Source organism: Bradyrhizobium sp. 61 (assembly GCF_023073075.1).
Lineage (GTDB): Bacteria > Pseudomonadota > Alphaproteobacteria > Rhizobiales > Xanthobacteraceae > Bradyrhizobium > Bradyrhizobium barranii.
Window position 1 is genome coordinate 53804 of sequence record NZ_JADPIU010000067.1, and the last position, 26136, is coordinate 79939.

25 protein-coding genes are annotated in these 26136 nt (G+C 63.7%); 8 read left to right on the plus strand and 17 right to left on the minus strand.

All coding sequences use genetic code 11. The features are described 5' to 3' along the window. The first annotated feature begins 49 nt into the window (after nt 1-49). Together IVB46_RS24125 and IVB46_RS24130 are read left to right on the plus strand one after the other, a co-directional pair. Nucleotides 50-973, plus strand: a complete 924-nt coding sequence (locus IVB46_RS24125) for a hypothetical protein (protein ID WP_247314995.1) — start codon at nt 50-52, stop codon at nt 971-973. After that, a complete protein-coding gene (locus IVB46_RS24130; RefSeq protein ID WP_247314996.1) occupies nt 970-1983 on the plus strand; it encodes a DUF2891 domain-containing protein in 1014 nt (337 codons plus the stop codon). The genes IVB46_RS24125 and IVB46_RS24130 overlap by 4 nt, the downstream gene beginning before the upstream one ends. Before the next feature lie 36 nt (nt 1984-2019). On the opposite strand, the gene IVB46_RS24135 is transcribed toward IVB46_RS24130, so the two are convergent. From IVB46_RS24135 to IVB46_RS24180, 10 genes are all read right to left on the minus strand, one after another. Further along, entirely contained in the window at nt 2020-3717 is a 1698-nt protein-coding gene (locus tag IVB46_RS24135) for an ABC transporter ATP-binding protein (protein WP_247343618.1), read from the minus strand. Next, on the minus strand, nt 3696-4544 hold the full coding sequence (locus IVB46_RS24140; RefSeq protein WP_247314999.1) for an ABC transporter permease: 849 nt from the start codon (nt 4542-4544) through the stop codon (nt 3696-3698). The genes IVB46_RS24135 and IVB46_RS24140 overlap by 22 nt, the downstream gene beginning before the upstream one ends. Continuing rightward, nucleotides 4541-5551, minus strand: a complete 1011-nt coding sequence (locus IVB46_RS24145; RefSeq protein WP_247315000.1) for an ABC transporter permease — start codon at nt 5549-5551, stop codon at nt 4541-4543. The genes IVB46_RS24140 and IVB46_RS24145 overlap by 4 nt, the downstream gene beginning before the upstream one ends. A gap of 38 nt (nt 5552-5589) precedes the next feature. Next, complete coding sequence (locus tag IVB46_RS24150; RefSeq protein ID WP_247315001.1) at nt 5590-7242, minus strand: ABC transporter substrate-binding protein; 1653 nt, start codon at nt 7240-7242, stop codon at nt 5590-5592. A 600-nt stretch (nt 7243-7842) separates the two neighbouring features. Then, nucleotides 7843-8355: an Lrp/AsnC family transcriptional regulator gene (locus IVB46_RS24155; RefSeq protein WP_247315002.1), complete on the minus strand. Its 513-nt coding sequence runs from the start codon at nt 8353-8355 to the stop codon at nt 7843-7845. Nucleotides 8356-8400: 45 nt separating this feature from the next. Continuing rightward, entirely contained in the window at nt 8401-8553 is a 153-nt protein-coding gene (locus IVB46_RS24160; protein WP_247315003.1) for a hypothetical protein, read from the minus strand. Nucleotides 8554-8766: 213 nt separating this feature from the next. Then, nucleotides 8767-9093: a hypothetical protein gene (locus IVB46_RS24165; RefSeq protein ID WP_247315004.1), complete on the minus strand. Its 327-nt coding sequence runs from the start codon at nt 9091-9093 to the stop codon at nt 8767-8769. A gap of 9 nt (nt 9094-9102) precedes the next feature. Then, nucleotides 9103-9918, minus strand: a complete 816-nt coding sequence (locus IVB46_RS24170; protein WP_247315005.1) for a MetQ/NlpA family ABC transporter substrate-binding protein — start codon at nt 9916-9918, stop codon at nt 9103-9105. Between the two features lie 45 nt (nt 9919-9963). Continuing rightward, the gene (locus tag IVB46_RS24175; protein WP_247343623.1) at nt 9964-11307 is read right to left on the minus strand and encodes an LLM class flavin-dependent oxidoreductase; all 1344 of its coding nucleotides are present in this window, start codon (nt 11305-11307) and stop codon (nt 9964-9966) included. 36 nt (nt 11308-11343) lie between these two features. Continuing rightward, nucleotides 11344-12180, minus strand: coding sequence for a methyltransferase domain-containing protein (locus IVB46_RS24180; RefSeq protein ID WP_247315007.1), 837 nt, complete (start codon nt 12178-12180; stop codon nt 11344-11346). A gap of 374 nt (nt 12181-12554) precedes the next feature. On the opposite strand from IVB46_RS24180, the gene IVB46_RS24185 reads away from it, so the two are divergent. The 5 genes from IVB46_RS24185 (at nt 12555) to IVB46_RS24205 (ending at nt 18011) form a co-directional block, all read left to right on the plus strand. Beyond that, nucleotides 12555-13994, plus strand: coding sequence for an NAD(P)/FAD-dependent oxidoreductase (locus IVB46_RS24185; protein ID WP_247315008.1), 1440 nt, complete (start codon nt 12555-12557; stop codon nt 13992-13994). Between the two features lie 296 nt (nt 13995-14290). Next, nucleotides 14291-15217: a TauD/TfdA family dioxygenase gene (locus IVB46_RS24190; protein ID WP_247315009.1), complete on the plus strand. Its 927-nt coding sequence runs from the start codon at nt 14291-14293 to the stop codon at nt 15215-15217. Between the two features lie 22 nt (nt 15218-15239). After that, on the plus strand, nt 15240-16298 hold the full coding sequence (locus IVB46_RS24195; protein ID WP_247315011.1) for an ABC transporter substrate-binding protein: 1059 nt from the start codon (nt 15240-15242) through the stop codon (nt 16296-16298). Next, nucleotides 16295-17152: an ABC transporter ATP-binding protein gene (locus tag IVB46_RS24200; RefSeq protein WP_247315013.1), complete on the plus strand. Its 858-nt coding sequence runs from the start codon at nt 16295-16297 to the stop codon at nt 17150-17152. Before IVB46_RS24195 ends, IVB46_RS24200 begins: the two co-directional genes overlap by 4 nt. Further along, complete coding sequence (locus tag IVB46_RS24205) at nt 17145-18011, plus strand: ABC transporter permease (RefSeq protein ID WP_247315015.1); 867 nt, start codon at nt 17145-17147, stop codon at nt 18009-18011. Before IVB46_RS24200 ends, IVB46_RS24205 begins: the two co-directional genes overlap by 8 nt. Here the strand turns inward: IVB46_RS24205 and epsC are convergent. From epsC to IVB46_RS24235, 6 genes are read right to left on the minus strand one after another with little or no spacing between them, the layout of a single operon-like run. Next, nucleotides 18008-18925 carry a serine O-acetyltransferase EpsC gene (epsC, locus tag IVB46_RS24210; protein WP_247315018.1) on the minus strand — a complete coding sequence of 306 codons (918 nt, stop codon included), beginning with the start codon at nt 18923-18925 and terminating at the stop codon, nt 18008-18010. The two genes, IVB46_RS24205 and epsC, sit on opposite strands and share 4 nt — an antisense overlap. Beyond that, the gene (locus tag IVB46_RS24215; RefSeq protein WP_085404163.1) at nt 18915-19487 is read right to left on the minus strand and encodes a flavin reductase family protein; all 573 of its coding nucleotides are present in this window, start codon (nt 19485-19487) and stop codon (nt 18915-18917) included. The genes epsC and IVB46_RS24215 overlap by 11 nt, the downstream gene beginning before the upstream one ends. Before the next feature lie 44 nt (nt 19488-19531). Beyond that, entirely contained in the window at nt 19532-20764 is a 1233-nt protein-coding gene (locus IVB46_RS24220) for an acyl-CoA dehydrogenase family protein (RefSeq protein WP_249807547.1), read from the minus strand. Between the two features lie 15 nt (nt 20765-20779). Further along, nucleotides 20780-21784: an NrtA/SsuA/CpmA family ABC transporter substrate-binding protein gene (locus tag IVB46_RS24225; RefSeq protein WP_247343626.1), complete on the minus strand. Its 1005-nt coding sequence runs from the start codon at nt 21782-21784 to the stop codon at nt 20780-20782. A gap of 17 nt (nt 21785-21801) precedes the next feature. Then, a complete protein-coding gene (locus tag IVB46_RS24230) occupies nt 21802-22530 on the minus strand; it encodes an ABC transporter ATP-binding protein (protein WP_247315023.1) in 729 nt (242 codons plus the stop codon). Next, complete coding sequence (locus tag IVB46_RS24235) at nt 22527-23252, minus strand: ABC transporter permease subunit (RefSeq protein WP_247315125.1); 726 nt, start codon at nt 23250-23252, stop codon at nt 22527-22529. The genes IVB46_RS24230 and IVB46_RS24235 overlap by 4 nt, the downstream gene beginning before the upstream one ends. A gap of 417 nt (nt 23253-23669) precedes the next feature. Here IVB46_RS24235 and IVB46_RS24240 point away from each other — a divergent pair, with 417 nt between their 5' ends. Then, nucleotides 23670-24761: an LLM class flavin-dependent oxidoreductase gene (locus IVB46_RS24240; RefSeq protein WP_247315026.1), complete on the plus strand. Its 1092-nt coding sequence runs from the start codon at nt 23670-23672 to the stop codon at nt 24759-24761. A gap of 13 nt (nt 24762-24774) precedes the next feature. Here the strand turns inward: IVB46_RS24240 and IVB46_RS24245 are convergent, their stop codons facing one another. Beyond that, entirely contained in the window at nt 24775-26115 is a 1341-nt protein-coding gene (locus IVB46_RS24245; RefSeq protein ID WP_247343630.1) for an LLM class flavin-dependent oxidoreductase, read from the minus strand. Nucleotides 26116-26136: the final 21 nt, after the last annotated feature.

The window sequence follows — 26136 nt, forward strand, 5'->3', positions numbered from 1 at the left end:
GATGCGGGGTGTGGTCTCCTGGCGAAGACGACATGATTGGGCGCGGCGTATGCGATCCTCACTCCTGCACTTCATCCCGCGCGGACCGACATTGCTGGCGCTTGGCGTCCTGCTTGGATTGGCCTTTCCGGCTCTTGCGGACCTCGCTCGCCCCTTGATGGCAACCACGATCTTCCTGATCGTGCTGGGAACGCTGTTGCGGATCGACAGTCAGGCCGTCGTCGCAACGCTGCGACGGCCATCGCTTTCCGTGCTCTTGCCGGCCGTCGTCATGGTAGCCTGTCCACTCATGATCGGTGTTGCCGGTCACGCCTTGAACCTTGGTCCGGAGATCGCGCTTGCGGCTGTGCTCGCCGTCTCGGCGCCGCCATCGAGCGGAACGGCAGCAGTGGCACGCATGCTCGGGCTCGACGGTGCGGTGCCGCTCGTGGTGACGGTGTTGTCCATGGTGCTGGCTCCGGTCACCGTGCCGCTTCTTGCAGGCTGGTTCGGCGGTCTCGAGATCAGCGCGCTCGAGCTCGCGCTTCGTCTGGCGCTGTTGATCGGCGGCGCCGAAGGGGTGGCCTTCCTGGTCCGCCGGCATGCAGCCCCGGTGCTGGCGGCCCATGGCGGAATGGTCGACGGGATCATCGTCGCGGCGCTCCTCGTCTTTGCGGTGGCGACGATGGCTGACATTCGCGCGCAGATCGCGGCGGATGTGCAGGCCGCCACGCTCTGCCTCGGGCTCGCCTTCGCTTGCAACATCGCCCTTCAAGCAGCTGGTGCCGTGCTGCTGCCGGGCAATTTGAGCCAGCGGCTGACCGTCGGGCTCATCCTCGGTAACCGCAATGTCGGCCTGGTCTGGTCGGCGCTGGGTGCTGCCGCCTCGCCACGCATGGCGCTATACTTCGCGGCGACGCAATTTCCGATCTACCTCCTGCCGCGCCTGATCGAGACATTGATCGGCCGGAACACTGGAAAGGCCAAGCCGTGACCACGCCCCGTCTTACCCGCGAACATGCCTCGCATTTTGCCAACATCGCGCTCGGCCATGTCGGGCGCGAATATCCCAATAACGTTGACCACGCGCTGGCTGAACCTGCGGATGCCCGCACGCCGAGCCAGCTGCATCCGATCTTCTACGGCAGTTATGACTGGCACTCCTGCGTCCACAGCTACTGGATGCTGGCGCGACTGCTGCGCAGGTTTCCCGACCTTGCGGCAGCCTCCGACATCCGCGCTCTCTTCGATACGCAATTCGTGCCCGAGAAGGTCGCCGCCGAGCGTGCTTACTTCGCCCGCCCGACTGCCCGCGGCTTCAAGCGGCCGTATGGCTGGGCCTGGCTCCTGAAGCTCGCGACTGAACTGGCGCTCCACCCTGACGATCGCTGGAGCCGCAATCTCGCGCCGCTGGCCGAAATCATCGGGCAACGCTTTCGCGACTTCCTGCCGTTGGCGTTCTATCCCGTACGCGTCGGCACCCATTTCAATACGGCGTTTGGCCTGCGGATGGCGGCAGACTACGCCGGAATCAAAAAGGATGAAGCGCTCGCCAGGTTGCTGCACGAGACTGGCCAGCGCTGGTATGGTGAGGACACCGACTGCCCCGCCTGGGGTGAGCCGAGCGGCGACGATTTCCAGTCCTCGGCTCTTATCGAGGCCGAGTGCATGCGGCGCCTGTTGCCTCCGGACGCGTTCCTGCCCTGGTTCGATCGGTTTCTGCCGCGGCTGGTCGAACGACGGCCGGCAACGCTGTTCAAGCCTGCGACGGTCACCGATCGCACCGACGGCAAGATCGCTCATCTCGACGGACTCAATCTCAGCCGCGCCTGGTGCTGGCGCTCTCTCGGCGACGCCTTGCCGGCAGGCGACCCCCGCCGCGTCGTTGCTCACGAAGCGGCGCGCGAGCATCTGGCCGCAGGCCTCCCCCATATCGCCGGTCACTACATGGGAGAGCACTGGCTCGCGAGTTTTGCTGTGCTTGCACTGGATGATGAGAACTGAGCGGGCAGGGGCCTCTCATTCAATCTGCGGTCATGATCAACCGAAGGCGCGCGTGCGCATGTGCGCGACATCGTCGCCACCCGACGGGATCGACGCCAGCAGCGACCTCGTATAGGGCTGCAGGGGGTTGTCGAAGATGTCGGCGACGGTCCCGTGTTCGACGATGCGTCCGCGATGCATCACGGAGACGGTGTGGGCGAGCTGACGCACCAGCGCCAGGTCATGAGACACGAACACGTAGGTCAGGCCCAGATTGGCCTGTAGCGAGAGCAGGACTTCGACGATGCCGGCCTGGACGCTGACGTCGAGCGCGGAGGTGGGTTCGTCGAGCACGATCACGTCGGGCTTGAGGACCAGCGACCGGGCGATGGCCACGCGCTGGCGCTGGCCACCTGACAGGGCTCCGGGCTTGCGGGATAGCAGGTGCTCGCCAAGTCCGACATCGACCAACGCTGCGCGGACGCGCTCATCCCGTTCCTTTCGCGTTCCGATCTTGAATCGATCGAGCGGCTCGCGCACGAGCCGCTCGATCGTCCAGGTCGGATCGAGCGAGGTGAACGGGTTCTGGTAGACCAATTGAAGGTGGCGCCACACCGTCCGCAGTGCCTCGGGCGAGCGGCCGGTGATTTGTTCGCCTGCGACCGAGATGCTCCCGGTGTCGGGTCCCTCCAGTCCAAGCAGCAGCCGGACCGTCGTGGTCTTTCCCGAGCCCGATTCGCCGACCAGCGCGTGCGTGGTGCCAGCAGGGACGCTGAACGACAAATCGTCGACGGCCGTCAGCGCCTTGCCGTCGACTGTGAAGGTCTTCGTGACGGCGCTGACCTCGATCTTCGGTGCCTGGCCGGTCTTGAGGGAACGGAAGCCCGTGTCGCGCAGTGCGGCGTAACGGTCGGGGTTGAGGGCCGGGACATCCGCGCGCAGCTTCTTTGCGTAGACCGACGCCGGCGAGGAGAAGACGGAAGCGGTCCGGCCAGCCTCCTGGATGACGCCGTCCTTGAGCACCACGAGCGAGTCCGCTCGCTCGGCGGCGATCGCTAGGTCGTGCGTGATGAGCAGCAGGCTGATCTTGAGATCGTGCTGCAGCCGCGTGAGCAGGTCGAGGATCCGCTTCTGGATCGTGACGTCGAGCGCGGAAGTCGGCTCGTCCGCGACCAGCAGTGCCGGCCGTGGCAGGATCGCAAGGCCGATCAGCACGCGCTGGAGCATGCCGCCGGACAGCTGGTGCGGGTAGGAGTCGTAGACACGCAGGGGGTTGTCGAGCCCAACCTGGGCGAACGTCTCCAGGATGAGCTGCTTGCGGATCGTCTTGTCGGGCTCGTCGAGCAGCGCAGCCGCCTCCTGCGCCTGGGCACCGATTGTCCGTACCGGGTTGAGTGAGTTGGCGGGGTCCTGCGGGACGAACCCGATGGCTCGTCCCCGCAGCGGCCGGAAGCCGCGCTCGGAAATCCCCAGCACCTCCTGGCCGTCGAACGCGACGCGGCCGGTGGCGTGTCCGCCGCTGGGGAGCAGCCGCAGCACCGCGCGGGCGATCGTCGACTTGCCGGAGCCGGACTCCCCGATGAGGGCGAGGCTCTCGCCGCGGCCGAGTTCAAAGCTCACGTTGGTCACGACCTCGTGCGGCCCATAGGAGACCGACAGGCCGTCGACCCGGAGCTGCGGAATCGACCGCAGCGGCGTCGGCGCGACGCGCTCGGCGCGGGTGAACGTGGCGGTCAGTCTGTCTTGCGGAGCCATCGGCTGATCCTGTTTGCGGAGAGGACGGTCGCGATCGTGACGAAGGCGGGGGCGTACACCAGCCACGGCCATTTGAGGTAGTCCTTGCCGATCGAGATCAGCAGGCCCCAGTCGGAGGCGGGAGGCGGATCGCCGTAGCCGAGGAAAGCAAGGCTGGCGATCACCAGGATCGACAGGCCGAACTGCAGCACCGCGAGCGGGAGCACCGAGCGCGATGCATTCGGCAGCACGTGCCGCAACAGAATGTGCCAGCGCGAGCCGCCCATCAGGAACGACGCCTCGACGAAAACGGCCTGCCGGGTCTTGATCACTTCCGAGCGCATTACCCGCGCGAACACGGCGACCGCCGAGACGCCGGTCGCAACCGCAGCGTTCGTGGTGTCGAAACCGATCGCGGTGACGACGATGACCGCCAGCAGGAAGTTCGGGATCGCCAGCAGCACATCCACCAGGCGGGCGAGCACGATGTCCATCCAGCCGCCGAGGAAGCCGGCCAGGAGGCCGATGAGCCCGCCGGCAACCGCGGCGATGACGACCGCGATGAGCGCGCTCGTCACCGAGGAGGCCGTGCCATAGACGACCCGGGTATAGAGGTCGCGACCGAGGTGATCGGTGCCGAACCAATGCGCTGCGCTGGGGCCGAGCAGCTTGTCAGCGGGGACGCCGCTGGCGGGATCATGACTCGTGAACAAGCTCGGCGCGAGCGACCAGGCGATTACGATCGCGATGACCACGAAGGCGAGCGCGACGGTCGGCGGCACCCGAAGGGCTGTCAGCCGGCTGATCGCCGTGATGCGTGGCGAGGAGGAAACGGAGACGAGTGTCATGATGTCACCGCCGGGGACATGCCAGCGGGGCCTTCGTCGGCGGTGGTCGGGCGGACTTTGCATCCGCCGATCAGCTTCACGCGCGGGTCCAGCAGCGGGTAGACGAGGTCGGCGATCAGGTTGACGAGCACAAACACCACTGCCGCAAGCGAGACGACCGCTTGCAGGACAGGCAGGTCCTGCGTGCTCACCGAACGCTGCACCAGGCTGCCGATGCCGGTGCGTCCGAACACCGTCTCGGTGATCAGCGAACCGCCGAGCAGTTCGCCGATGGCGAGTGCGATGACGGTGATGACCGGGAGCGAAGACGGCTTGAGCAGGTGCCTGGCAAAGAGGTGCATCTGCCCGAGCCCACGGCTGCGGGCAACGGCGGCGTATTCCTGTTCGGACTCGTTGTCGAGGTTCGCGATCAGCACCTCGGTGATCCGCGCGGAGATGGGGATGCCGAGCGCGACCGCGGCGAAGAGGGTCGCCCACAAGCTGTCCGGCGCGATTACGCGAAAGAACCCGAGCTGGAAGCCGAAAATGTGGATCAGCACCAGGCCGATCACGAAGTTCGGCACCGACAGGAACAACGATGGGAAGCCGCGCAGCAAGCCCTGGCCGAACCGTTTCGGAAGGAACTGGGTGCCGTAGGCGATCGTAGCCGCCAGCAGCAGCGCGATGGCGAAAGCTGCGGATGCAAGGATCAGTGTCGAAGGGAGAACCTCGGCGATCAGGGTTGTCACAGGCCGGTTGGATCGCATCGACAGGCCGAGGTCGCCGGTCACGAAGTTGGACAAGGACGCCCAGAGCTGGATCGGAATTGGCCGGTCCAGGCCTTGGGCGGCGATGATCTCCTTGATCTGATCCTCGCTGAATCCATTCTGCGGGTCGCGCAGCACGTTGGTGATGGGGTCGCCAGGCAAAATACTGACGACGACGAAGGTGAAGACGTAAGCCAGCAGGATAACGACGACGGCTTGGGCGAAGCGCTTCGCGGCATAGGACAGGTAGGCGCTTCTCATGCCGGTCGCCTCCTTACGCTGCTTGTTTGCACTGCGGATTACTCGCCGATCGTTGCCGTGTAATAGCTGGCGTAGGCGATGCCGTTGTAGACCTCCCCCTTGAGCTTCGGGGACTGTACGTAGATCCGCTGGACGATCTGCGTGCGCGGGATGAAATAGCCCTGCTCGAGAACGTAGGTCTGCAACTCGTCGAGCAGCGGATTGCGAATGTCGAAAGAGGCAGCGCCGGCGATCTTATCGCGCAGTTCATTGAGCCTCTTGTCGCTGTCGCCGAGGTTGAACCAGTTCTCGCCGTTGTTGGCGTCGGTGAGGATGCTGGCCACCGTGCCGGCGTCGATGAAGCTGCGCGTCACCTCGTAGGCCGGCACGGCCGGCCCGCCGAACCGGACCTTCTCGCCGAACGTCACGACGTCGTAGGCGCGAATGGTGACCTTCCAGCCGAGCTTGCCGAGTTGCTGGGCGATGAGCTCGTCGATCGACTTTGCCGTCGCAAGATAGGGGTTGGAGTGGAGCGTGAGCGACAGCTGCTTGCCGTCCTTGGTCCGGATGCCGCCAGCACCCTTGATCCAGCCGGCTTCGTCGAGAAGCTTCTCCGCCTTGCCGGGATTGTAGGCCAGGAGCTCGCTATGGTCGGTCGCACCCGGCACGTTGCTCTGGATGAAGGACGTCGCCAGCTTCCAGTCAGGCGTATAGACGGTGTCGATGATCTCCTTCCGGTTGATGCCGGCTTGAAGAGCCTGGCGCACTTTCACGTCATTGTATGGCTCCAGCTTGGTGTTGATCGCGACGCCGTTGACGAAACCGAGATAGCGCGGGGTCGCGACCGTGAAGCCCGCTTCCTTGAGCGATTTCAGTTCCTGCGGTGAGGGGCTGTAGGCGACATCGGCCTGTCCCGACTGGACAGCGGCGACCCGCAGCGACGGCTCGGTCACGAGTTTGTAGGTGATCGAGTTGAGGTAGGCCGGACCGGTGTGGCCGACGGCTGCCGGCCCCCAATTGTAATCCTTGCGCTTGACCAGCTTGACGAAGTCGCCCTCTTTCCAGGAAGCGACCACATACGGGCCGCTGCCGGATGTCTTGGCCAGATCAGCCTGCTGCGCGGCGGGCTGCGCGATCGTTTTCGGGGAGATGAGGATCGAGCCGTGATAGCCGAGCGTCGGGATAAACCCGAGCGTCGGCGCCTTGAAGACAACCTTCACGGTGGCTGCATCGACCGCCTCGGCGTGGTCGTAAGTCTTCGGGAAGAGGCCAATCGGATTGATCCCCTCGTTCCGCCGGCCTGCGTGCCAGATGTCGAGATTGGCGACCACGGCTGACGCGTCGAGCGGTGTTCCGTCGGAGAAGGTCACGCCCTTCTTGAGGTGCAGGGTGAACTGTGTGGCCTCGCCGTTCTGCTCCCAGCTTTCGGCGATCCAGGGGCTCACCTTGCCGTCAGCATCGACATAGACGAGCTTGTCGGTCACGTGGCCCCAGATGTGGCCCTGGAAGCTGGAGATCGCGCTGTTGTTCGGAATCCAGGTGCTGCCGAGCGAGTCGATGAGGAAGGTGATGTCGCCGCCGTTCGGTGGAGCGCCGGCACTTCGAGCTGGAGAGAGACCTGCCATCGCCGTCAAGGTCGCTGCTGCTATCACGGAGGCCGCAGCGAGGAGGCGGCGCCGGGAGAGCGAGAACATTGGGAAACGTGCAGTCATGAAGAGCCCCTGATGATTGATGCGCGATCAGGTCACCGTTTCGCGAAAGCGTTACGGCACGATCAGCGTTTCCTCGTAGGAGAAGCGAAACAAAGGGACCTGGCCATTCCAAATTTCACTTGGGACAGACAACAAAAGCGTCGGGGCGGGGCAGTGGACGCGATGGTCATTTTGTTTTCATTGCGAACGCGCCCGATCTAGGTTTGTCCGTGACCGAACAGCGCAACGATTGCCGCTTCATTCGCGCGCCAACCCGAGTTCGGCGTCGAGACCGTCCTCTCAGGCGCATTATGTCGCGTGGCGCATCACCAAATTGAAAAGACATTCTGCAGAAAGCGGAGCGCTGGTGTGCACCGGGAGATCAAGAAAAATCCCATCAAGGCCACTGTGAGCAGACATTGAAAAGTGGACCAAGCGCGCTTCGAGCAAGCCGCGCGATGTCTGAGAGCAGCGGGATATGTGGCGTGGCGACAGGCGATGGCAACTGTCCGTTGGTAGGCTCACCAAAAACTCTAGTCTAAGGGGGTAGCGTCAGTCGGGATGCTTTGGTGCGCTATCGGTAAACTCGTCGCGTGACATAGGCTCGCGGTTCGTCAGCATTTATTCCACCGTCACAGCCGCTGGAATCGGCAGCGCCGTGATCGACTTGATCTTCTCCATCGCAAAGCGTGAGGTGACGTTCTTCAGCGGCACGGCGTGGATGAGCTTCTTGTAGAACACGTCGTAGCTCTGCATGTCGGGGATCACGACGCGCAGCATGTAGTCGACATCGCCGGCCATCCGGTAGAATTCCATCACTTCGGGCATGGCGCTGACGGCCTCGGCGAAGCGTTTCAGCCAGGCATCCGAGTGGTCGGAGCTCTCGACGGAGACGAATACCGAAAGGCCAAGCCCGATCTTGTTCTGGTCGACTAGTGCAACCCGTCTCAGGATCACGCTGTCCGCTTCCAACCTCTGAATGCGCTTCCAGCATGGTGTCGACGACAGGCCGACCCGGTCGCCGATTTCGGCCACCGAGAGCGAAGCATCCTCCTGGAGCACCGTCAGGATCTTGCGGTCGATGGCGTCGAGGCGGCGGCCAGTCTCGGCGAGCTGCAACGCAGCGTCGGTCATGTCATAAACCTCAGTGTGATGAAAAGTTGGACGCGTTGCCGGGCGTCAGCCGTGGGGCCAGAAAAGGAAGATCTCGTAGAGATCGTCCTGCGTGTTGTCCGAGCCGCCTGTCCGTGGCCGCAGCGAGCGCCGGAACCATCCACGTGCCTGTTCGATCAAACGAGCGAAGCCTGAATGCAGCGAGATGACGTAGCTCATGTTCACTCCGGACGACGGTGTAGGACGAGAACCCGGAAAAGCTATCACGGCAGGGGTGGAATTGAACATTGCTACACACTCGTCGGAATCAGTTTGGTCGAATCATGCTGGCGTTGTCGCGAGCGCGGCTGGAAAATTCCACGATGCTCGGCTGAGATGGATGATTTTGATATCCATCGCCGCGCCGAAAGCATGGAAGGCATAGTCTTGCCGCTAGTCGGCCGTCAGTAGCGCAAGCACTTCAGCCTGCCGGAGCCGCGGCAGGGAACCGAGGTTCGATGGCCTGCGACAGGACTCCGATGCGGGATAGAGCATGGGCATACCCATGCCCCCCGACACGAGATACGGCAAAGCGTGGTTTGCTCGTCCGTTCAAATGAGCTCCTGTCATGATGCCCAGTGCGAACAGGAAGATGATCAGCAAGACCAGCGGGAGGACGAAAGCCTCCTGGAAACGAAGCTTATTGGTCATCGCTCGCGCGTCGATCGCGCGCTCGGCGGTGGAACGGCGGCTGGCCCATTCAAGCGTGAAATCGAACATGCGATCCCCTCACTTCATGTAATCGGGCAAAGTGAACCCGTCATAGAACCGGTCGGCCCGGATTGCCGTCTTGAACGTCGGCGACTTGTAACCGGCGACGATGTCCTGGGCCCATTCGGCATTGGCGTTGGCCTTCTTCACGGCGAGGACGTTGATGTAGGGCGTCGTCATCTTCTCCAGCGCAAAGGCATTGGTCAGCTTCAGCCCGCTGAAGATCGCGAAATTGCCCTGTACGGCGGCGAAGTCGACGTCGTCGAGAGCCCGTGGCGCCTGTGCGGCCTCGAGCGGCACGATCTTGATGCCGCCGGGATTTTTGATGACGTCGAGCTCGGTGACGTCGACCGGTTTGCTGTCGCGGATATCGATCAGGCCGAGATCGCGCAGCACCCACAGGGCGCGCTGGAGATTGACCGGATCGTTCGGCACGGCGACACTCGAGCCCGGCTTGATCGGCGTGCCCAGCGGATGCTTCTTCGAATAGAGGCCCATCGGCGGGGTGGGGACGTGGACGATGCCGACGAGATCGGTCTTCTGCCGCTCGTTGTAGGAATCGAGAAAGATCGTGTGTTGCATCACATTGGCGTCGATCTCGGATTTGAATACCGCATTGTTGGCTTCAAGGCCGGTCGAGAACTCGACATAGCGGATCTTGTAGCCTTTCTTCTTCAGCTCTGGCTCAACGCCGACCTTGAACTCGTCGATATACGGCCCCGGCACGAAGCCGACCCGGAGCTCCGGCTTCGCGGGCTGCTGCGCCAAGGCGTCTTCGGCGGCGAAAGGGGAAAGAGCCAAAAGGCCGGAGAGGAGAAACAACGCTGTCTTCATGTCTTCTTACTGGTCTCGAGTTGGGATGTCAGTGCGGAAGCGGTGTCAGGCGATCGCCTTGACCGCGTTGGAGTAGATGCTGGCGGGACGAGCCAGGCCGTAATGTTCGCGCAGGGTCGTACCGGTGTAGTCCTCGCGGAACAGGCCGCGCTTGCGCAGGATCGGGACGACCTGCTCGGCGAAGACGTCGAAGCCGCCGGGCAGCCAGGGCGGCATCACGTTGAATCCATCCGCCGCACCGCCCTCGAACCAGGTCTGGATGTTGTCGGCGATCTTTTCCGGCGTGCCCGCAATCACCCAGTGGCCGCGGGCGCCGGCGAGGCGCTGCACCAGCTGCCGGATCGTCGGTTTCTCACGATCGACGATATCGACCACCAGCTTGAAGCGGCTGGCAACGCCGCGCGCGCTCGCGGTGTCGATGAGATGGCGCGGGACGGGGCCGTCGAGATCATAGCCGGTGAGATCGACGCCGATCATTTGGCGCAGCTGGGTCAGGGAATATTCCGGTTGGATCAGCGCGTTGAATTCGTCCTGGAGCCGGTCCGCCTCGGCCTGCGTGCTGCCGATGAAAGGGCTAATGCCCGGCAGGATCTTGATCTCATCCGGACCGCGGTCGAAGGCGCGGGCCTGGCGCTTGATGTCGGTATAGAACGCCTTCGCCGAGTCCACGGTTTGATGCGCGGTAAAGATCGCCTCCGCAAAGTGGGCGGCGAAGGCACGGCCGTCGTCGGAGGCGCCGGCCTGGACATAGACCGGCCGGCCCTGCGGCACGCGCGAAATGTTGAGCGGGCCGCGCACGCGAAAGTGTTTGCCGACATGGTCGAGCGTGTGGATCTTGCTGGTATCGGCAAAAATGCCCGAGATGGGGTCGTTGACGAGCGCGTCATCCTCCCAGCTGTCCCAGAGCCGCGAGATCACGTCGAGATATTCGCGGGCGCGCTCGTAGCGTTCGTGATGCGGGGGGTGTTCGGGCAGGCCAAAGTTCTGCGCTGCTTGTGGCGCACTGGTCGTCACGATATTCCAGCCGGCGCGACCCTGGCTCAGATGGTCGAGCGAGGCGAACAGGCGCGCGAGGTTGTAAGGCTCGGTATAAGTGGTCGACGCGGTTGCGATGAGGCCGATGCGTTTCGTCACTGCGGCAATCGCAGCCAGCCAGGTGATCGGCTCGAAGCGAAAGCGCTGGGCATAGCGAACGTTGTCGGCGAGGGCCGGACCGTCGGCAAAGAAGATGGCGTCGAATTTACTGGCCTCGGCCCGCTGCGCCAGCTCCTGGTAAAAGGTGATGTCGAGGATGCGTTCCGCCGACGATCCCTTGTAGCGCCACGCGGCTTCGTGGTGGCCGCCTGGATAGATGAAGAGGTTGAGAACAAGCTGCCGTTGGTTGCCCATGGTTCGAATGTCCAAATGCGAGAAGAGGCGGAGCGGCTACGAGACGGAAGTGACGGTGCGTGACCCCGGCTTTCGCGCGAAGGCGAAACGCAGATATCGCTCCAGGCGCAGGCCCTCCGGGGTACGCCTCGCCTCGACTAGCGCTGCAAAGGCCGCGTCGATCGCTGCCCGCTCCGCCGGCGAAAAGCCGCCAAGGAAGTTGCCGAAGGCGCTGGCCTCGGACCATCCCAGCACCGACGTCACGTCGCCGTGCAGATCGACGAGCGAGCGCAGGTCGCTTCGGTAATCGACGAACCCGACCTCGGCGAACAGGGCTCTGAGCTCGTCGTCGGTTGCTCCGAGCACGCGATGCGACTCGCTGCTTCTCTCGCCGAAGCCGGCCTGTTCGATCGCCTGGCGGAGCAGGGTTCGCGACTCGTGAGGTTTGGTCGGATCCTGAACGTTCAGCCCGATCCGGCCGCCCGGCCTGAGGACGCGTTCGATCTCACGCAGCGCCTGCCGCTTGTCCGCGATCCAGTGGAAGGCGCTGTTGAGGTAGACGGCGTCGAATTCCGCGGGTCCAAAGCGCGAAAGGTCCTCGGCACGGCCGACATCGAAGGTCAGCGTCCCCGAGGCGCGCGGACGCGCGATGGCGACCCGGTTCTCCAACGGGTCGATGCCGATCACGCGCCCGGTCCGGCCGACAAGTCCCGCGACGAATTCGGTCAGGCGGCCGGTGCCGGCGCCGATATCGAGCACGCGATCCCCTGACTTCAAAGCCAGCGGTCCAATGAGAAATTTGCCATGGTGAAACTGGAGGATGCCGGCTTGCTCGTAGGTCCGTGCAAGCTCGGGCGTGTCCCGTTCAAGGCTGATGACGCCGGCGGTCGACATCGTGCTTTCCAAAATCTCCAACGAGCCGTCGAGACGGCTTGATCGAGACGAACTCTATGTTGCCGGGGTGAGAAAAGTCGATGAAATGGATTTACGTTGTTCGGTGCGATGCGAGCATGAATCTAGTGGCGGGAGCGCATTCAGTAGATGACGTCACGAACCGATCGTCTCAATTTAAAGCCGACGTACGAGCGAATGTCCGGTCGCCCTTCCTGGCTTGCTCCGCGCTATCGACGCAAATCTTTCAACACGCTGTGCCCTCGCGGTGGGTTCGTTGTTCGGGCCGCCAAACAAAACCGATTCCATTTCATTGACTGAGTGTCGTTGGCTTCTACGATTTGATCGCATCTGATGCAGACAAATCCGGGTGCAACATGTTTCAGTCTGATGTCGATGACGCGGCTCGCGAAACCCTGCGTCTGATTGGTCCAGATCCGCAGAACTGGGTTCCGGATCGTCACGGGGGCGAGCACAACGTCGCCATCATCGGGGGCGGGCAATCCGGAAGCGCTTTCGCCTTTGCATTGCGCCGTGCCGGCATCGGCAAGGTCACGGTGATCGATGCATCACATGACGCGGCGTCGTCCGGTCCATGGCTGAGCAGCGCGCGCATGCACAAGCTGCGCACGCCGAAGAGCTTGCCCGGACCCGAGCTCGGCCTACCCGGACTGAGCTTCCAGTCCTGGTATGAGGCCCGCCACGGCGCGGCCGCGTATGAAGCGATCGATCGCATTGCCCGCGTGGATTGGGCCGCCTACCTCGATTGGTACCGCAACACGCTCGGCATCGAGGTGCGCTATCGTACCAAGCTTGTTCTTATCGAACCGGCGCAGGACCACCTGCGGCTTCATCTCGATATAGCGGGCGAAGCGAAGACGGAAACGGCCCGCAAGATCATCCTGGCCGGCGGTTTCCCAAGCAACGGCGGTCCGTCCGTCCCCGACGTGCTCTCCCGCAATCTGTCAAAGGAACTTTACGCGCATACGTTGGAGGCGATCGATTTCGACAGGCTCCGCGACAAGTCGGTCGCGGTGCTGGGCAGTGCGGCCTCCGCGTTCGATGCCGCGGCTGTTGCGCTCGAAGCAGGGGCGAGGGAGGTGCATCTCTTTGCACGCCGCGGCAGGGTGGCCTCGGAGCCGGTGATCAGGACGCGTGGATATCCGGGCGCATACGACAATTACGGGGCGCTCCCGGACGCGGTGCGCTGGCATCAGGCCATTCGCTTCCGTCGCGCGGGATCGACGCCGCCGCCCGATGCAATCGCGCGTGCGGTCAAGTTCCCCAACTTCCACCTTCATCTGGCAGCGCCGTGGACGTCAGCCAAGCCGTTCGGACGGCGGCTGCTCGCGACCACGCCGCAGGGCGACATCGTATTCGATTTCGTCATCGCCGGTACGGGCTACCAGGTCGATCTGGCGAAGCGGCCTGAGCTCGCCGCCTTCTCCGACGAGATCCTGCTATGGCGCGACCGCTATTCTCCGGCCGCGGACGAGCAGGACGAGCCCCTGGGCGCACACCCTTATCTCGGTGCGGGCCATGAACTCCTGGAGAAGGAGCCCGGCCGCGCGCCTTACTTGCGGAACATCCACGTGTTCAACCCCGCGGCATTCGTCAGCTTCGGCCTGCCGATTGGGGACGTGCCGAGCTTCAAGCGCGATATTCCGGGCGTCGTGGCGCGGATCAGCAGGGATCTGTTCCTTGACGACCTTCCGGCGCACGAGGCGCGGATCAACGGGCCGATCGCCGACGACTTCGAGCCGGCCCTTTACGCGTCGGCCGTCTGGCGGTCGCCGAATATCGTCGCGGCAGAATAGAGCAGAGTGCAAGTCGCAACTGGACACGCCATGATCGTGGATGCGTCTGTTTCTTAACGGCCTCGAACTTTGGAAGCTATTTCCGAAGTCCTTGAGTTAGCATCCTGTGACTGAACAAGGGCTGCATCGATGCAGCCCCTGGGGAAGATCCCGCCAGACGCGATTGTCGCCAGAGCAGACGGCGGTCTCGCAAGAGGATCGATCGCAACATCACTGCCTTTCACTCCGCCATCGCAGCAGCGATCGGCGAACGGCGGAGCCTTGTCCAAATGGATCGCGGTCTCGGGGAAGATGACATGACAGACGGAATCACCATCGACAACGTCATTCCGCGTTCGGATATCGTCAAGCGATCGGCCCGTATCGGCGCCGAAATCAGGAACATCAAGCTTTCGGGCGATCTTCCGGATCGGACGATTGCGGCGATCAACCAGGTGCTGCTCGAGCACAAAGTCATCTTCTTCCGTGACCAGAATCATCTCGACGATGCCGAGCAGGAGCGTTTTGCCCATCGGCTCGGCAAGCTGGTGCCACATCCCACGGTCGGCTCCACCAAGGGAACGGCCTCGATCCTCGAACTTGACTCCGCGCGCGGAGGCGGGCGCGCCGACCAGTGGCACACCGACGTCACATTCGTCGACGCTTATCCGAAGATCTCAGTCTTGCGCGGCGTCGTGATCCCCGAGTTCGGCGGCGACACGATCTGGTCGAACACGGCGGCGTCCTATCTGGATCTGCCGGCTCCGCTGCGCAAGCTCGCGGACGAGCTGTGGGCGGTGCACAGCAATGCCTACGACTATGCAGTCAAGACCCGTGCGAGCGAGGCTGACCGGAAGCAATTCGAGGAGGTCTTCACGGCGACCGTCTACGAGACCGAGCATCCCGTCGTTCGCGTCCATCCCGAAACCGGGGAACGGACGCTGGTGCTCGGCAATTTCGTCCAGCGCTTTGTCGGCCTGTCGAAATACGACAGCCAGAAACTGTTCGACCTGTTCCAGTCGCACATCACCGCACCCGAGAACACCGTGCGCTGGAGCTGGCGGCAAGGTGACGTGGTGATCTGGGACAATCGCGCGACCCAGCACTACGCGGTCAACGATTACGGCGACCAGCACCGCGTGGTCCGGCGTGCCACCATCGATGGCGAGGTGCCGGTCAGCATCGACGGCCGCAGCAGCGTGACCCGTATCAAGGCGGCGAAGCCCCAGGCGAAGGCCGCCTGAACCGAGCAATGGAGTGAACACAATGAAGATCGCTATCTCTGCGTTGCGTCGTCTGGTTGCCGGCCTGCGGGCAAGAGGGCGGCAACTCGGTCTGGCCGGCCTCGGCCTGACGGCTCTCGCCAGCAGTGCCATGGCCGAGGTGCAGCTCGAAAAGACCGAGATTCGTTACCAGGGCTGGGCCGGGCAGGTGACGTTCATCGAACTGGCCGACGATCTCGGCTATCTCACGCCGCTCAAGCTCAAATGGGTCGGCAACACCATCAGCGGTCCGCAGGACATCCAGACCGTCGTCACCGGCGACATCGATATCGGCGGCGCGTTCTATGGCGCGATCATCAAGCTGATCGCAGCCAGGGCGCCGATCAAGGCTGTTGTCGGCTATTACGGCTCGGACGATAACACCTACAACGGCTACTACGTGAAGGAGGACAGTCCGATCAAGACCGCGCGCGACCTGATCGGCAAGAGGGTCGCGGTGAACACGCTGGGGGCGCATCTCGAATTCGTGCTGCGCGAGTATCTGGCCCGCAATGGCCTGACGCCGGCGGAGGCGAAGCAAGTGACGCTGGTTGCGATCCCGCCGGTCACCGGTGAGCAGGCGCTGCGGCAGGGGCAGGTCGAGGTCAGCACGCTGAACGGCGTGCTGCGCGACAAGGCGCTGGAGCGCGGCGGCATCCGCAGGCTGTTCGCGGACTCGGACATCTTCGGAAACTTCACCGGCGGGTCCTATGTGCTGCGGGACAAGTTCATCAAGGACAATCCCAACGCGTCCCGCAAGCTGATCGAGGGCGTGTCCCGTGCCATCGCCTGGGCGCAGACGACGCCGCCCGAGGAGGTCCGCGCCCGCTTCGAACGCATCATTGCCGATCGCAAGCGCAACGAGGACGCAACACCCATCAAGTACTGGAAGAGCACGGGTGTCGCGACCAGGGGCGGGGTGATCGGCGATGCAGAGCTCCAGGTGTGGATCGACTGGCTGGTCAAGGACGGTCTGTTGAAGCAGGACCAGCTCAAGCCATCGGACATCTATACCAACGAGTTCAACCATTTCCGCCCCGGCAAGACCGCGGAGGCCAAATGACCATGGCCAAGATCCGCTTCGAGCACGTCCGCAAGGAGTTCCTGGTCCGCGGCAAGGATGGCGGGCCGGCGCAGAGCTTCACCGCGCTCGATGATATCACGCTGGATGTTCGTGCCGGCGAATTCCTGACGCTGGTCGGGCCGAGCGGCTGCGGCAAGTCGACCTTGCTGGATCTGCTCGGCGGACTGACGGCGCCGAGCAGCGGACGCATCCTGCTCGATGGAAAGGTCATCGAGGGGCCGGCGCGCGACCGCGGCATTGTGTTCCAGCAGTACGCGCTGTTCCCCTGGCGTACAGCCGCTCAGAACGTCGAGTTCGGGCTCGATATTGCGGGTCTCAAAGCCAGGGAGCGGCGCGAGCGGGCTCTGCATTATCTCGATCTGGTCGGACTGTCCGGCTTTGCCGATCGCTATCCGCACGAACTCTCCGGCGGTATGAAGCAGCGCGTTGCGATCGCGCGAAGCCTTGCCTACGATCCGGAGGTGCTGCTGATGGACGAGCCCTTTGCCGCGCTCGACGCACAGACGCGTGAGACGCTGCAAGGCGAGCTGCTGCGGATCTGGCGCAGGACCGGGAAAACCATCCTGTTCATCACGCACGGCATCGACGAGGCCGTCGTGCTCGGCCAGCGCGTGGCCGTGATGACCTCGCGCCCCGGCCGGATCAAGCAGATTGTCGATATTCCCGCCGAGCTGCACAGCGAGACCGAGGACGTCCGCTCGCTGCCCGAGTTCGGGCAGGTCAGGCACGAGGTGTGGTCCTTGCTGCGCGACGAAGTGTTGAAGGCGCAGGGCTCCCAGGTGCCCGCGCCGGACGGCGAGCGCGCAGGAAAGAAGGAGTTGGCTCATGTCTAATCTGGAGATCCTGACGCTGCTGGAACTCGCCGAGGGGAGTCCGAAGGGTCGGGTCAGACCACGCGCCGGCGCGGTTGCCGCCGCGACGGGCAGCCTAGTGCGATGGTTCGGCACAATCGGGCAACGATCCCTGCTGCTGCTGGTGTTCCTGGCTGTCTGGGAGACGACGCCGCGCCTCGGGTTGATCGACGTGACGTTCCTGCCGCCGTTCTCCGAGGTGATCGCCGCGGGCTGGCAGCTCGCGCAGAGCGGTGAACTCTATGACGACGTCGGTGCAAGCCTGCTGCGAGCCCTGAGCGGCTTCCTGATCGCCATTGTCCTGTTCGTGCCGTTGGGTGTGCTGACGGGATGGTACGCCCGGCTCGGCGACTTCCTGAACCAGATCATCGAGATCGCGCGCAACACGGCGCCACTTGCGCTGCTCCCTGTTTTCATCCTGCTGCTCGGCATTGGAGAGCTCTCGAAGGTCACCATGGTGGTTTATAGCTGCGCTTGGCCGTTACTTCTCAATACGATCGCAGCCGTGCGCCAGGTCGATCCGCTGCTGGTCAAGTCAGCGCGGACGATGGGCGCGACACCGAGCCAGTTGTTCCGGAAGGTGATCCTGCCGGCATCATTGCCGACGATCTTCGTCGGCATCCGTCTGGCGAGCGCATCCGCGATGCTGGTCCTGGTGGCGTCAGAAATGGTCGGCGCGAAATCGGGGCTCGGCTATCTCATCATCAACAGCCAATACAGCTTCCTGATCCCCCAGATGTATTTTGGCATCCTGGGCATTACCGTGATCGGCCTCGTCTTCAACGCGATCCTCGAGACGCTGGAACGCCGCCTGATGCGCTGGAAGGCGCCGGCCGCCTAACCCTGCTTGTTGCGGGCGGTGGCCTGCGTCACGATGCTGTTCGGCGGCACGTCCTGGGTGACCCAGACGTTGCCGCCGATCGTCGCGCCCCGGCCGATCGTGATCCGCCCGAGGATGGTTGCGCCGGCATAAATCACGACGTCGTCCTCGACGATCGGATGCCGTGCATCGCCCTTGATCAGATGGCCATCGTCGTCGGTTGGAAGGTGGCGCGCGCCGAGCGTCACGGCCTGATAGATCCGGACATTGTCGCCGATGATTGCGGTCTCCCCGATGACCACACCGGTCCCGTGATCAATGAAGAAGCCGGATCCGATGCTGGCGCCGGGGTGAATGTCGATCCCGGTTCTCGTATGAGCGATCTCCGCGACAAGTCGGGCGATCAAGCGCGCATTGAGCCCATCAAGGATATGTGCCAGCCGGTGATGGATGATCGCCGTCATGCCCGGATATCCGATCAGGATCTCCGGAAAGTTCCTGGCTGCGGGATCGCCGACGAAGGCGGCTCTCAGATCGGAGATCAGGAGTCCACGCACCACCGGCAGGCGCTCGCCGAACTGCCGCGTCAGCTCGACCGCGTCCTCGCGCCGGTAGCCCGGGATCAGCTCGTCACCGACGAATCGTGCGCCGCGGTGGATCTGGTCGCAAAGGCCGTCGAGGGCGATGCTCAGGCGATTGCCGACGAAATAGTCGATATTCTCGCCGTCGAGGTCGAACTGACCGTAATGCCTCGGAAATAGCGCCTCGGTGAGGCCATCCAGAATGGCCTGAAGCGCCTCGCGCGAGGGAGCGCGTCGCGCCTCTCCGTCGCGCCTTATGCTGTGTGTTTCTTCGCGCGAGAGGCGAAGCTCGGCGACAATCCTGTCAAGCTGCCAGCGCCCGCCGCTGGGCGATTCCGGCGGGTTATCTGACATGGGCCAACGGAATGCTGATCTCGGCGAGGAGGTCGAGGTCGAAGTCATGGGTGATCCTGATGTACTGGCCGTTCCAATACACCAGGCCCGACAGTTCGCGGGACAGCTCGAAGCTCAACAGGCTGCCGATGATGATGCCATGCGAGTGCCGTTCGATGATTTCCTCGACCTTGCATTCGATGGTTGCGAGAGTGTCGCCAAGCAGCGGCACGCCGGCCGCCCCCGCGGACCATCTGATCCCGTCGAAGCGCTCGTGGCCCTTCAAGCTTCCGTCGCTGAAGCGCCCGGCGAGGGCCTGCTGATCCGATCCCAGAATGTTGACGCCGAATACGCCGTAGCGCGCGATTCGAGCAAAGGACGAGGCCTGCCGGTTGACGCTGACTAGTAGCCGGGGCGGACTGGCGCTGAGCGATGTCAGGGACGTCACCGTCATGCCGGTGATGTCCTCGTCGCGACCGGCCGTGATGATGGTGACGCCGCCGGCCAGGCGCCGCATCACGGCTCGAAACTGATGCTCGACCTCGTCATCGCCGCTGACCAGATGAATGTCGGACTTTCCCATCTGTCGCTCCTCGCATCGGACGCCGTGGATCGGCCTGTTCGCTCTCAGAAAAAGCCCTTCGCGGGCAACGGCGTGCCGTTGATCTCGTGTTCGCCGATCGAACGCGCCTTGTAGGTGGTCGGATTGTGCGAAGAGAGCGTGCGCGCATTGCGCCAGTGACGATCGAAGTTGGTGACCTTCTTGGTCGCCGATGCGCCGCCGACATCGAACAGCAGGCTGCCACCTCGGATGGCGAAATCATCGGCGATGATCTTGGCCTTTGCCGAGAGCAGCGCGGCGGTGTGCGCCGCCTCTGTAGCGTTCGCCGCGCCGGCGTCGAACGCATCGGTTGCACGGTCGAGCGCCTCGGCGGCCGCGAGCACCACCGTCTCGGCCGCAAAAGCGCCGCTGGCGATCTGGCCGACCGTCTGTTGCAGGAGCGGATCGTCGGTCGGGATCTCGGTGGGCGCGTAGTAAAACGTACGCTTGCGCGAGCGGACCAGGGCTGTCGCATCGCGCAGCGTCGCACGCGCAATACCCGCGACGATCGCCGTCAGAAACAGCTGCGCAAACGTGTTGGAATAGGGCACACCATAACCGCCGTCCGGCGTGTCGAACACCACTTCCTGGCGCCTGACCTTGACGCTGCGGAAGTGCGTGGTGCCGGTCGCCGTAAGCCGTTGTCCGAGCCCGTCCCAGTCATCGACCAGCTCGATGCCCTCGCGCTTGATCGGCACGATCGTGGCGCCCGTCGCACCGGACGGATCGGCCGCGCGCACCAGTACGTAGTCCGAGTACAGCGTGCCGGTGCTGTAATATTTAGTGCCGTTCAGCAGATAATCGCCGTTCCCGTCGGGCGTGAACGTCGTCCCCGGCGTGACATTACCGACGCGCGGGCTTTCGAGCTCGGTCGTCGCTAGTCCGATGATGGCGCCCTCGGCGACCGCCTTCTGCCATTGCCGGCTCTGCTCGTCCTTGGGGGAACGCACCAGGCGCTCGACCACGCTGAAATGGTTGCGCAGGATATGCGCGACATTGGCGTCGGCCTCGCCGAGGCGAATGACGAAGGCGAAGAGATCGCGGATCGTGCTGCCGGCGCCACCGGCGTTCAACGGCAGCCGCAACGCGCCAAGGCGGGCCCGGCGAATGAGATCGATGACCTCGAACGGCAGGACACGGTCGCGCTCGCGGTCACTGGCGCCCTCGGCGATCTGGTTGAGGAGCGCCTCCAGCTCCGGCGAGCCGGTCTTGAGCGGTTCGGGTGTGCCGAGGGAGGGGGCGGACACGGTCTTGTTCATAGTGTTGGCCTGTTATTAGAGCTGGGCGAGATGGTCGGTCACCTTGACCGGCTCGGGTAGAACCTTGCGGGCCGCGAGCCAGTCGGCGGCCTTTTGCAGCTCGCTGATGAAGCGCTCGTCGTTGACCGCGAAGTAGCGGTATTTGCGGTTCATCGCGATGAACTGGTCGCGGACCTGATCGCTGTATTTCCCAGCCTTCTGCGCGATGTGCTCGGCATCCCTGCTGTTCTCCGAAATCCACTTGCCTTCGGCGCGGAAGGCGTCGTTCACCGCGCGGACGAGGGCGGGATTGTCGGTCGCGAATTTGCGGGTGGTCAGATAGGACGTGTAGTCGATCTGGAATTCGAGATCGCGGCCTTCCAGAAAGATGTCGTGCGCCTTGTATTCGAGCCGGGCGATGTCGACACCCGGGCTCCACATCGACCAGGCGTCGACCTTGCCTGAGGCGAGTGCGGGCGCCGCATCGGGCGGATTGAGATAGACGAACTTCACCGCGGAGCGGTCGACCTTGTGCTTCTCGAGTGCGGCGACCAGCAGGAATTCGCCGAGGCCTGAGCGATTGACCGCGACCGACTTGCCGACGAGATCTTCGATCCTGTCGATGCCCGAGCCGTCCTTGGCGATGATCGCCGTGGTGCGGGGCTCGTAGACCACGAACTGGGTGAACACTAGCGGCGAGCCGGCGATGATCGCGGCGAGCGCAGGCGTGGTGCTGCCGCCAAAGCTGAAATCTGTGCTGCCGCCCGTCACCGCCTGCAAGGTCGGCGCATGATTCGGGAAGGGGCCGAGCCACTCGACCTTGATGCCATCCTTGGCCAGCACCTTCTCGAACTCGCCGCGCTCCTTGGCGATCAGATTGAGGCCGCTCAGGCCCCAGGTCAGGCGGACCGTGTCGGTGGTACGGCCAGGCGCGGCCTGGGCGAATTCGCTGATATTCATGCCGGCGAGCGCGCCAATGCCAAAAGCTGCGGAGCCGAGGAAGCTGCGCCGGGATGGTTTGGCAGATGGAGAGTCGGACATGTTGGCCTTCCGGATGATTAGCTGGGAGAATGGGGGACCACGCCAAGCTCGTCGAGGAGCTCGGCACGCGAGATGGGTGTCGAGCCGTCACGCACGGCGCGATGGTCGAAGGCGATCGCGCCGTTGCGCATCACGAGGATCCGATCGGCAAGCGCGATCGCTTCGTCGACATCGTGGGTGACGAGCAGGACGCCGGGCTGATGATTGGCAACCAGTTCGCGGACCAACTCGTGCATCCGGATACGAGTCAGCGCATCGAGGGCTGCAAACGGCTCGTCGAGCAACAGAAGCTCGGGCTGCTGCACCAGCGCGCGGGCGAGCGCCACGCGCTGGGCTTGTCCGCCGGACAGATTGCGGGGCCAGTCGTCGAGCCTGTCACCGAGGCCGACCTCGGTGAGCGCTTCGGCGGCGCGTTCGCGAGGATCTGGAACCTGCAAGCCGAGCGCCACATTGCGCCAGAGATTGTCCCAGGGCAGCAGCCGATGCTCCTGAAACACCACGGCCGGCCGGCGGGGCGCCGCGATACGGCCACCCTGGATGGGATCCAGCCCGGCCAACGCCCGCAACAATGTTGTCTTGCCACAGCCACTTTCGCCGAGCAGGGCGACGAACTCGCCGCGATCGATGCGCAGGTTCAGCTTCTCGATGACGACGCGGCTGCCATAGCTGCGGATGAGGTTGCTGACGACGACGGCGGGCCCGGATTTGAATGGCGTCGAGGACTGCGGAGCGACGTGCACGTTCATCTCGCTGCTCCGTAGTTCGGGTGCCAGGCGAGGAGGCGCTGTTCGAGAAAGCGCGCAATGGCATCGGCAGCGACGCCGATCAGCGCGTAGATCACGATCGTCAGGACAATCACATCGGTGCGCAGGAATTCGCGGGCATCCATCGCGAGAAAGCCGATCCCCGACTGCGCGCCGATGGTTTCAGCCACCACCAGCGCGAGCCACGCCGTGGCGAGAGCGTAACGAACACCGGTCAGGATCGACGGCAGCGCGCCTGGAAGGATGATCCTGCAGATCAGTTGGAGCGAGCTTAGGCCTTGGACCCGTCCCAGCTCAAGCAGCTTCGGATCGACCTGGCGGATGCCGAGCACGGTGTTGATGTAGATCGGGAACGTGACGCCAAGTGCGACAAGGAAGATCTTTTCCGCTTCGCCGACGCCCAGCCAGACGATGACGAGGGGGAGCGCGGCGAGGAAGGGGATGGCCCTGATCATCTGCACGCTGCGGTCGATCGCGGCTTCCGCTACCCGCGAGAAGCCGACAAGAACGCCCAGCGTGGCGCCAACAGCGGCACCGATCGCAAAGCCGGCTGCGGCACGCAGGAGGCTGACGCCGAGGTCGTTCAACAGACTCCCGGTGGTCGCAAGCTTGAACGCTGTCCGGATGACCTTGCTCGGCGCGGGCAGAACCTGTGGCGAAAGCCATCCCGCCTGTGCAAGCGCCTCCCAGACAATCACGAGCATCGCGGGCGCGATCCAGGACAGGAGCTGAAGGCCGCGAGCACCAAGCTTGCTGGCTCGCGCCGGCGATTGAACGCTGCCCTGCGTTGACGGCGCGTTAGCCGCGCCGATCGCCGTACTGTCGATTTGGCTCAGTTCGATATTGCTCAAGACGCGAGACCTCGTTCCACCTCCTGCATCCGATCCGGGAGGTGCGACGCCAATGACTTGCCGTCCGCGGAAAATGTCCCACGAAATCGGCCCGACAGAAATAGAGCGCTATTTCAATTGTCATTCGATACGGAGTGATCTGCTGTCGTTGCGGCGCCGCTGCACGACAAAGAAAATCTTTTGAGGCGGATGTGCTTGATCTCGCATCAGCCGTTGGCGAGAACAGGTACCGATCGATAGCATGGCCAAAGAAAGTTACAGGAGAGCACGATGGCGACTGCACCTCTTCGCTTCGGCATTTGGGCGCTGGTGCATGGGCCGCGCGCGGCGCATCAGGATCCCGAAGAGCCTTATGATGCGTCATGGGAGCGCAATCGCGATCTCATCCTTGCAGCCGAAGAGCTCGGTTATGATTCAACGCTGATCGCGCAGCACACCATCAACCCGCATCAGGAAGACCTCGATCAGCTCGAGGCCTGGAGTGCCGCGGCAGCGATCGCGGCGTTGACCAAGCGCATCGAGATCATTGCTGCGATCAAGCCCTATCTCTATCACCCCGTCGTGCTGGCGAAGCTCGCACTCGGGATCGAGAACATCAGCGGTGGCCGGTTTGCGATCAATCTGGTCAATGCCTGGAACCGTCCCGAACTGGAGAAGGCCGGGATCGGCTTCCCGGACCATGACGCTCGCTATGCCTACGGCCGCGAGTGGATATCTGTCGTCTCGCGCCTCATGGAAGGCGAACGTCTCAATTATGCGGGCGAGCATTTCAACGTCACGGACTATGCCCTGCGCCCGACCAGCCTGTATCGCAAGCGTCCGGCCATCTATGTCGGCGGTGAGTCCGAGCCGGCGCGCGGCCTCGTTGCAGGCCATGGCGACGTCTGGTTCATCAATGGCCAGCCGCTGGAGGATGTGGCCGGGTTGATTGCCGATGTCGCAGTGCGCCCGCGCGATGCCGCGCCGCCGCTCCGTTTCGGCTTGTCGGCCTTCGTCGTCGCACGCGAAACCCGGGAGCTGGCGCAGGCCGCTTACGAGCGGTTGCTGAGCCTCGCCGCAAAGGATGCGCCGATGAAGGCGATCCAGAAGCACAACACCGACCCCAAGGTCGTGATGATGCAGACCATGCAGAAGACGCCGCGCGTTGGCAGCAATGGCGGTACCGCCGCGGGGCTGGTCGGGAGCTATGACGAGGTGGCGGAGCGCATCGAGGCGTTCCATGCGGCCGGCATCGAGCTCTTCATGCTGCAATTCCAGCCGTTCGAGGCCGAGATGCGGCGATTTGCACTCGAGGTAATTCCGCGCGTGCGGGCCAGGCGATCGGCCAAGCCCGCCGACGGGCGGGCTCGATCTCTGGGGTAGATAGTCGGGACAGCTAGGCTGATGCGACCTCCGGCGACCGCTTCGCATATCGGCTCACTGGTCGCTGCAGGCCAAAATGATCGCGCAGCGTCGAGCCGGCGTACTCGGTGCGGAACAGCCCGCGACTCTGTAGGATGGGCACGACGGTATCGACGAAGGTCTCCAGACCGGACGGCAGTACGTCTGGCATGAGGTTGAAACCGTCGGCGGCACCCGCCTTGAACCAAGCCTCGATGTCGTCGGCGATCTGCTCCGGCGTGCCGACGATGATGCGATGTCCGACGCCGCCTCCGAGCGCGCGGATCAGCTGTCGGACTGTGAGATTGCCACGCCGTGCGATATTCACGGTGCCTTGGAACATGGTGTGGTTGGCATTGACCGGAAGCGGCAGGGGATCCGGCAGGGGCTTGTCGAGCTCGAGGAGGGTAGGGTCGATCTGAAGCGTGCCGGCCAACCGCGCCAGGCTGTATTCGATCGGCACCAGTTCCCAGAGCTCGTCCTGTCGCCGCTTGGCTTCGGCCTCGGTGCTGCCGATGACGGTGGCGAGCCCGGGCAGAATGATGATGGAATCGCCGGAACGACGATAGGACGCGGCGCGTGCGCGCAGATCGCGCGCATACGCGACGCCTTCCTCGATGCTCTGCGCCAGCGTGAATACGGCTTCTGCATAGGCTGCCGCGAAATCGCGCCCGTCGTTCGAGCCACCCGCCTGCACCGTGACCGGTCGCCCCTGTGGTGAGCGTGGGACGTTCAACGGTCCTGCCACCGAGTAATGCGGGCCGCGGTGCGCGATCGGGTGCACTTTCGACGTATCAACAAATCGCGCGCTCGCCTTGTCGCCCACAAAGGCGTCGTCCTCCCAGCTGTCGAACAATGCGTGGACGACTTCCGTGAACTCCTTGGCGCGTTCGTAGCGTGCCTTGTGTTCCGTCACCGACGACAGACCGAAATTGCGGCTTGAAGCGGCATCTGCCGTGGTGACCGCGTTCCATCCCGAGCGGCCGCCGCTGGCGTGGTCGAGCGTCACGAAACGGCGTGCGATGTTGTAGGGCTCGTTGTAGGTCGTCGACACCGTCCCAATCAGACCGATGTGCCTGGTCGTTGCGGCAACTGTTGCCAGCACGATGGTCGGCTCCATCGACGTGAACGACCGGTAGTCGATGCGGTCGTTCACGGCTGGCGAGTCCGCCAGAAAGATTGCGTCAAACTTGCCGCGCTCGGCAATCTGAGCCACGCGCACATAATGACCGAGATCGAAGAAGGCGCGTGGATCGCTGTCGGGCAGTCGCCAGGCTGACGGATATACGCCGGAGTGAAGCAGGTTGACGTTCAGGTGCAATTGGCGTGGCGACATGGGGATTCCAAAGGTCAGCTG

Bases quoted from the DNA above. Each gene is read 5' to 3' on its own strand.
- IVB46_RS24225 (WP_247343626.1), bottom strand. From the start codon at position 21,784: ATGTCCGACTCTCCATCTGCCAAACCATCCCGGCGCAGCTTCCTCGGC.
- IVB46_RS24180 (WP_247315007.1), bottom strand. From the start codon at position 12,180: ATGTCGACCGCCGGCGTCATCAGCCTTGAACGGGACACGCCCGAGCTT.
- IVB46_RS24135 (WP_247343618.1), bottom strand. From the start codon at position 3,717: ATGGCTCCGCAAGACAGACTGACCGCCACGTTCACCCGCGCCGAGCGC.
- IVB46_RS24240 (WP_247315026.1), top strand. From the start codon at position 23,670: ATGGCGACTGCACCTCTTCGCTTCGGCATTTGGGCGCTGGTGCATGGG.
- epsC (WP_247315018.1), bottom strand. From the start codon at position 18,925: ATGTCAGATAACCCGCCGGAATCGCCCAGCGGCGGGCGCTGGCAGCTT.
- IVB46_RS24150 (WP_247315001.1), bottom strand. From the start codon at position 7,242: ATGACTGCACGTTTCCCAATGTTCTCGCTCTCCCGGCGCCGCCTCCTC.
- IVB46_RS24220 (WP_249807547.1), bottom strand. From the start codon at position 20,764: ATGAACAAGACCGTGTCCGCCCCCTCCCTCGGCACACCCGAACCGCTC.
- IVB46_RS24160 (WP_247315003.1), bottom strand. From the start codon at position 8,553: ATGAGCTACGTCATCTCGCTGCATTCAGGCTTCGCTCGTTTGATCGAA.
- IVB46_RS24155 (WP_247315002.1), bottom strand. From the start codon at position 8,355: ATGACCGACGCTGCGTTGCAGCTCGCCGAGACTGGCCGCCGCCTCGAC.
- IVB46_RS24235 (WP_247315125.1), bottom strand. From the start codon at position 23,252: ATGCTCGTGATTGTCTGGGAGGCGCTTGCACAGGCGGGATGGCTTTCG.
- IVB46_RS24230 (WP_247315023.1), bottom strand. From the start codon at position 22,530: ATGAACGTGCACGTCGCTCCGCAGTCCTCGACGCCATTCAAATCCGGG.
- IVB46_RS24195 (WP_247315011.1), top strand. From the start codon at position 15,240: ATGAAGATCGCTATCTCTGCGTTGCGTCGTCTGGTTGCCGGCCTGCGG.
- IVB46_RS24205 (WP_247315015.1), top strand. From the start codon at position 17,145: ATGTCTAATCTGGAGATCCTGACGCTGCTGGAACTCGCCGAGGGGAGT.
- IVB46_RS24125 (WP_247314995.1), top strand. From the start codon at position 50: ATGCGATCCTCACTCCTGCACTTCATCCCGCGCGGACCGACATTGCTG.
- IVB46_RS24145 (WP_247315000.1), bottom strand. From the start codon at position 5,551: ATGAGAAGCGCCTACCTGTCCTATGCCGCGAAGCGCTTCGCCCAAGCC.
- IVB46_RS24190 (WP_247315009.1), top strand. From the start codon at position 14,291: ATGACAGACGGAATCACCATCGACAACGTCATTCCGCGTTCGGATATC.
- IVB46_RS24170 (WP_247315005.1), bottom strand. From the start codon at position 9,918: ATGAAGACAGCGTTGTTTCTCCTCTCCGGCCTTTTGGCTCTTTCCCCT.
- IVB46_RS24200 (WP_247315013.1), top strand. From the start codon at position 16,295: ATGACCATGGCCAAGATCCGCTTCGAGCACGTCCGCAAGGAGTTCCTG.
- IVB46_RS24140 (WP_247314999.1), bottom strand. From the start codon at position 4,544: ATGACACTCGTCTCCGTTTCCTCCTCGCCACGCATCACGGCGATCAGC.
- IVB46_RS24165 (WP_247315004.1), bottom strand. From the start codon at position 9,093: ATGTTCGATTTCACGCTTGAATGGGCCAGCCGCCGTTCCACCGCCGAG.
- IVB46_RS24245 (WP_247343630.1), bottom strand. From the start codon at position 26,115: ATGTCGCCACGCCAATTGCACCTGAACGTCAACCTGCTTCACTCCGGC.
- IVB46_RS24175 (WP_247343623.1), bottom strand. From the start codon at position 11,307: ATGGGCAACCAACGGCAGCTTGTTCTCAACCTCTTCATCTATCCAGGC.
- IVB46_RS24185 (WP_247315008.1), top strand. From the start codon at position 12,555: ATGTTTCAGTCTGATGTCGATGACGCGGCTCGCGAAACCCTGCGTCTG.
- IVB46_RS24215 (WP_085404163.1), bottom strand. From the start codon at position 19,487: ATGGGAAAGTCCGACATTCATCTGGTCAGCGGCGATGACGAGGTCGAG.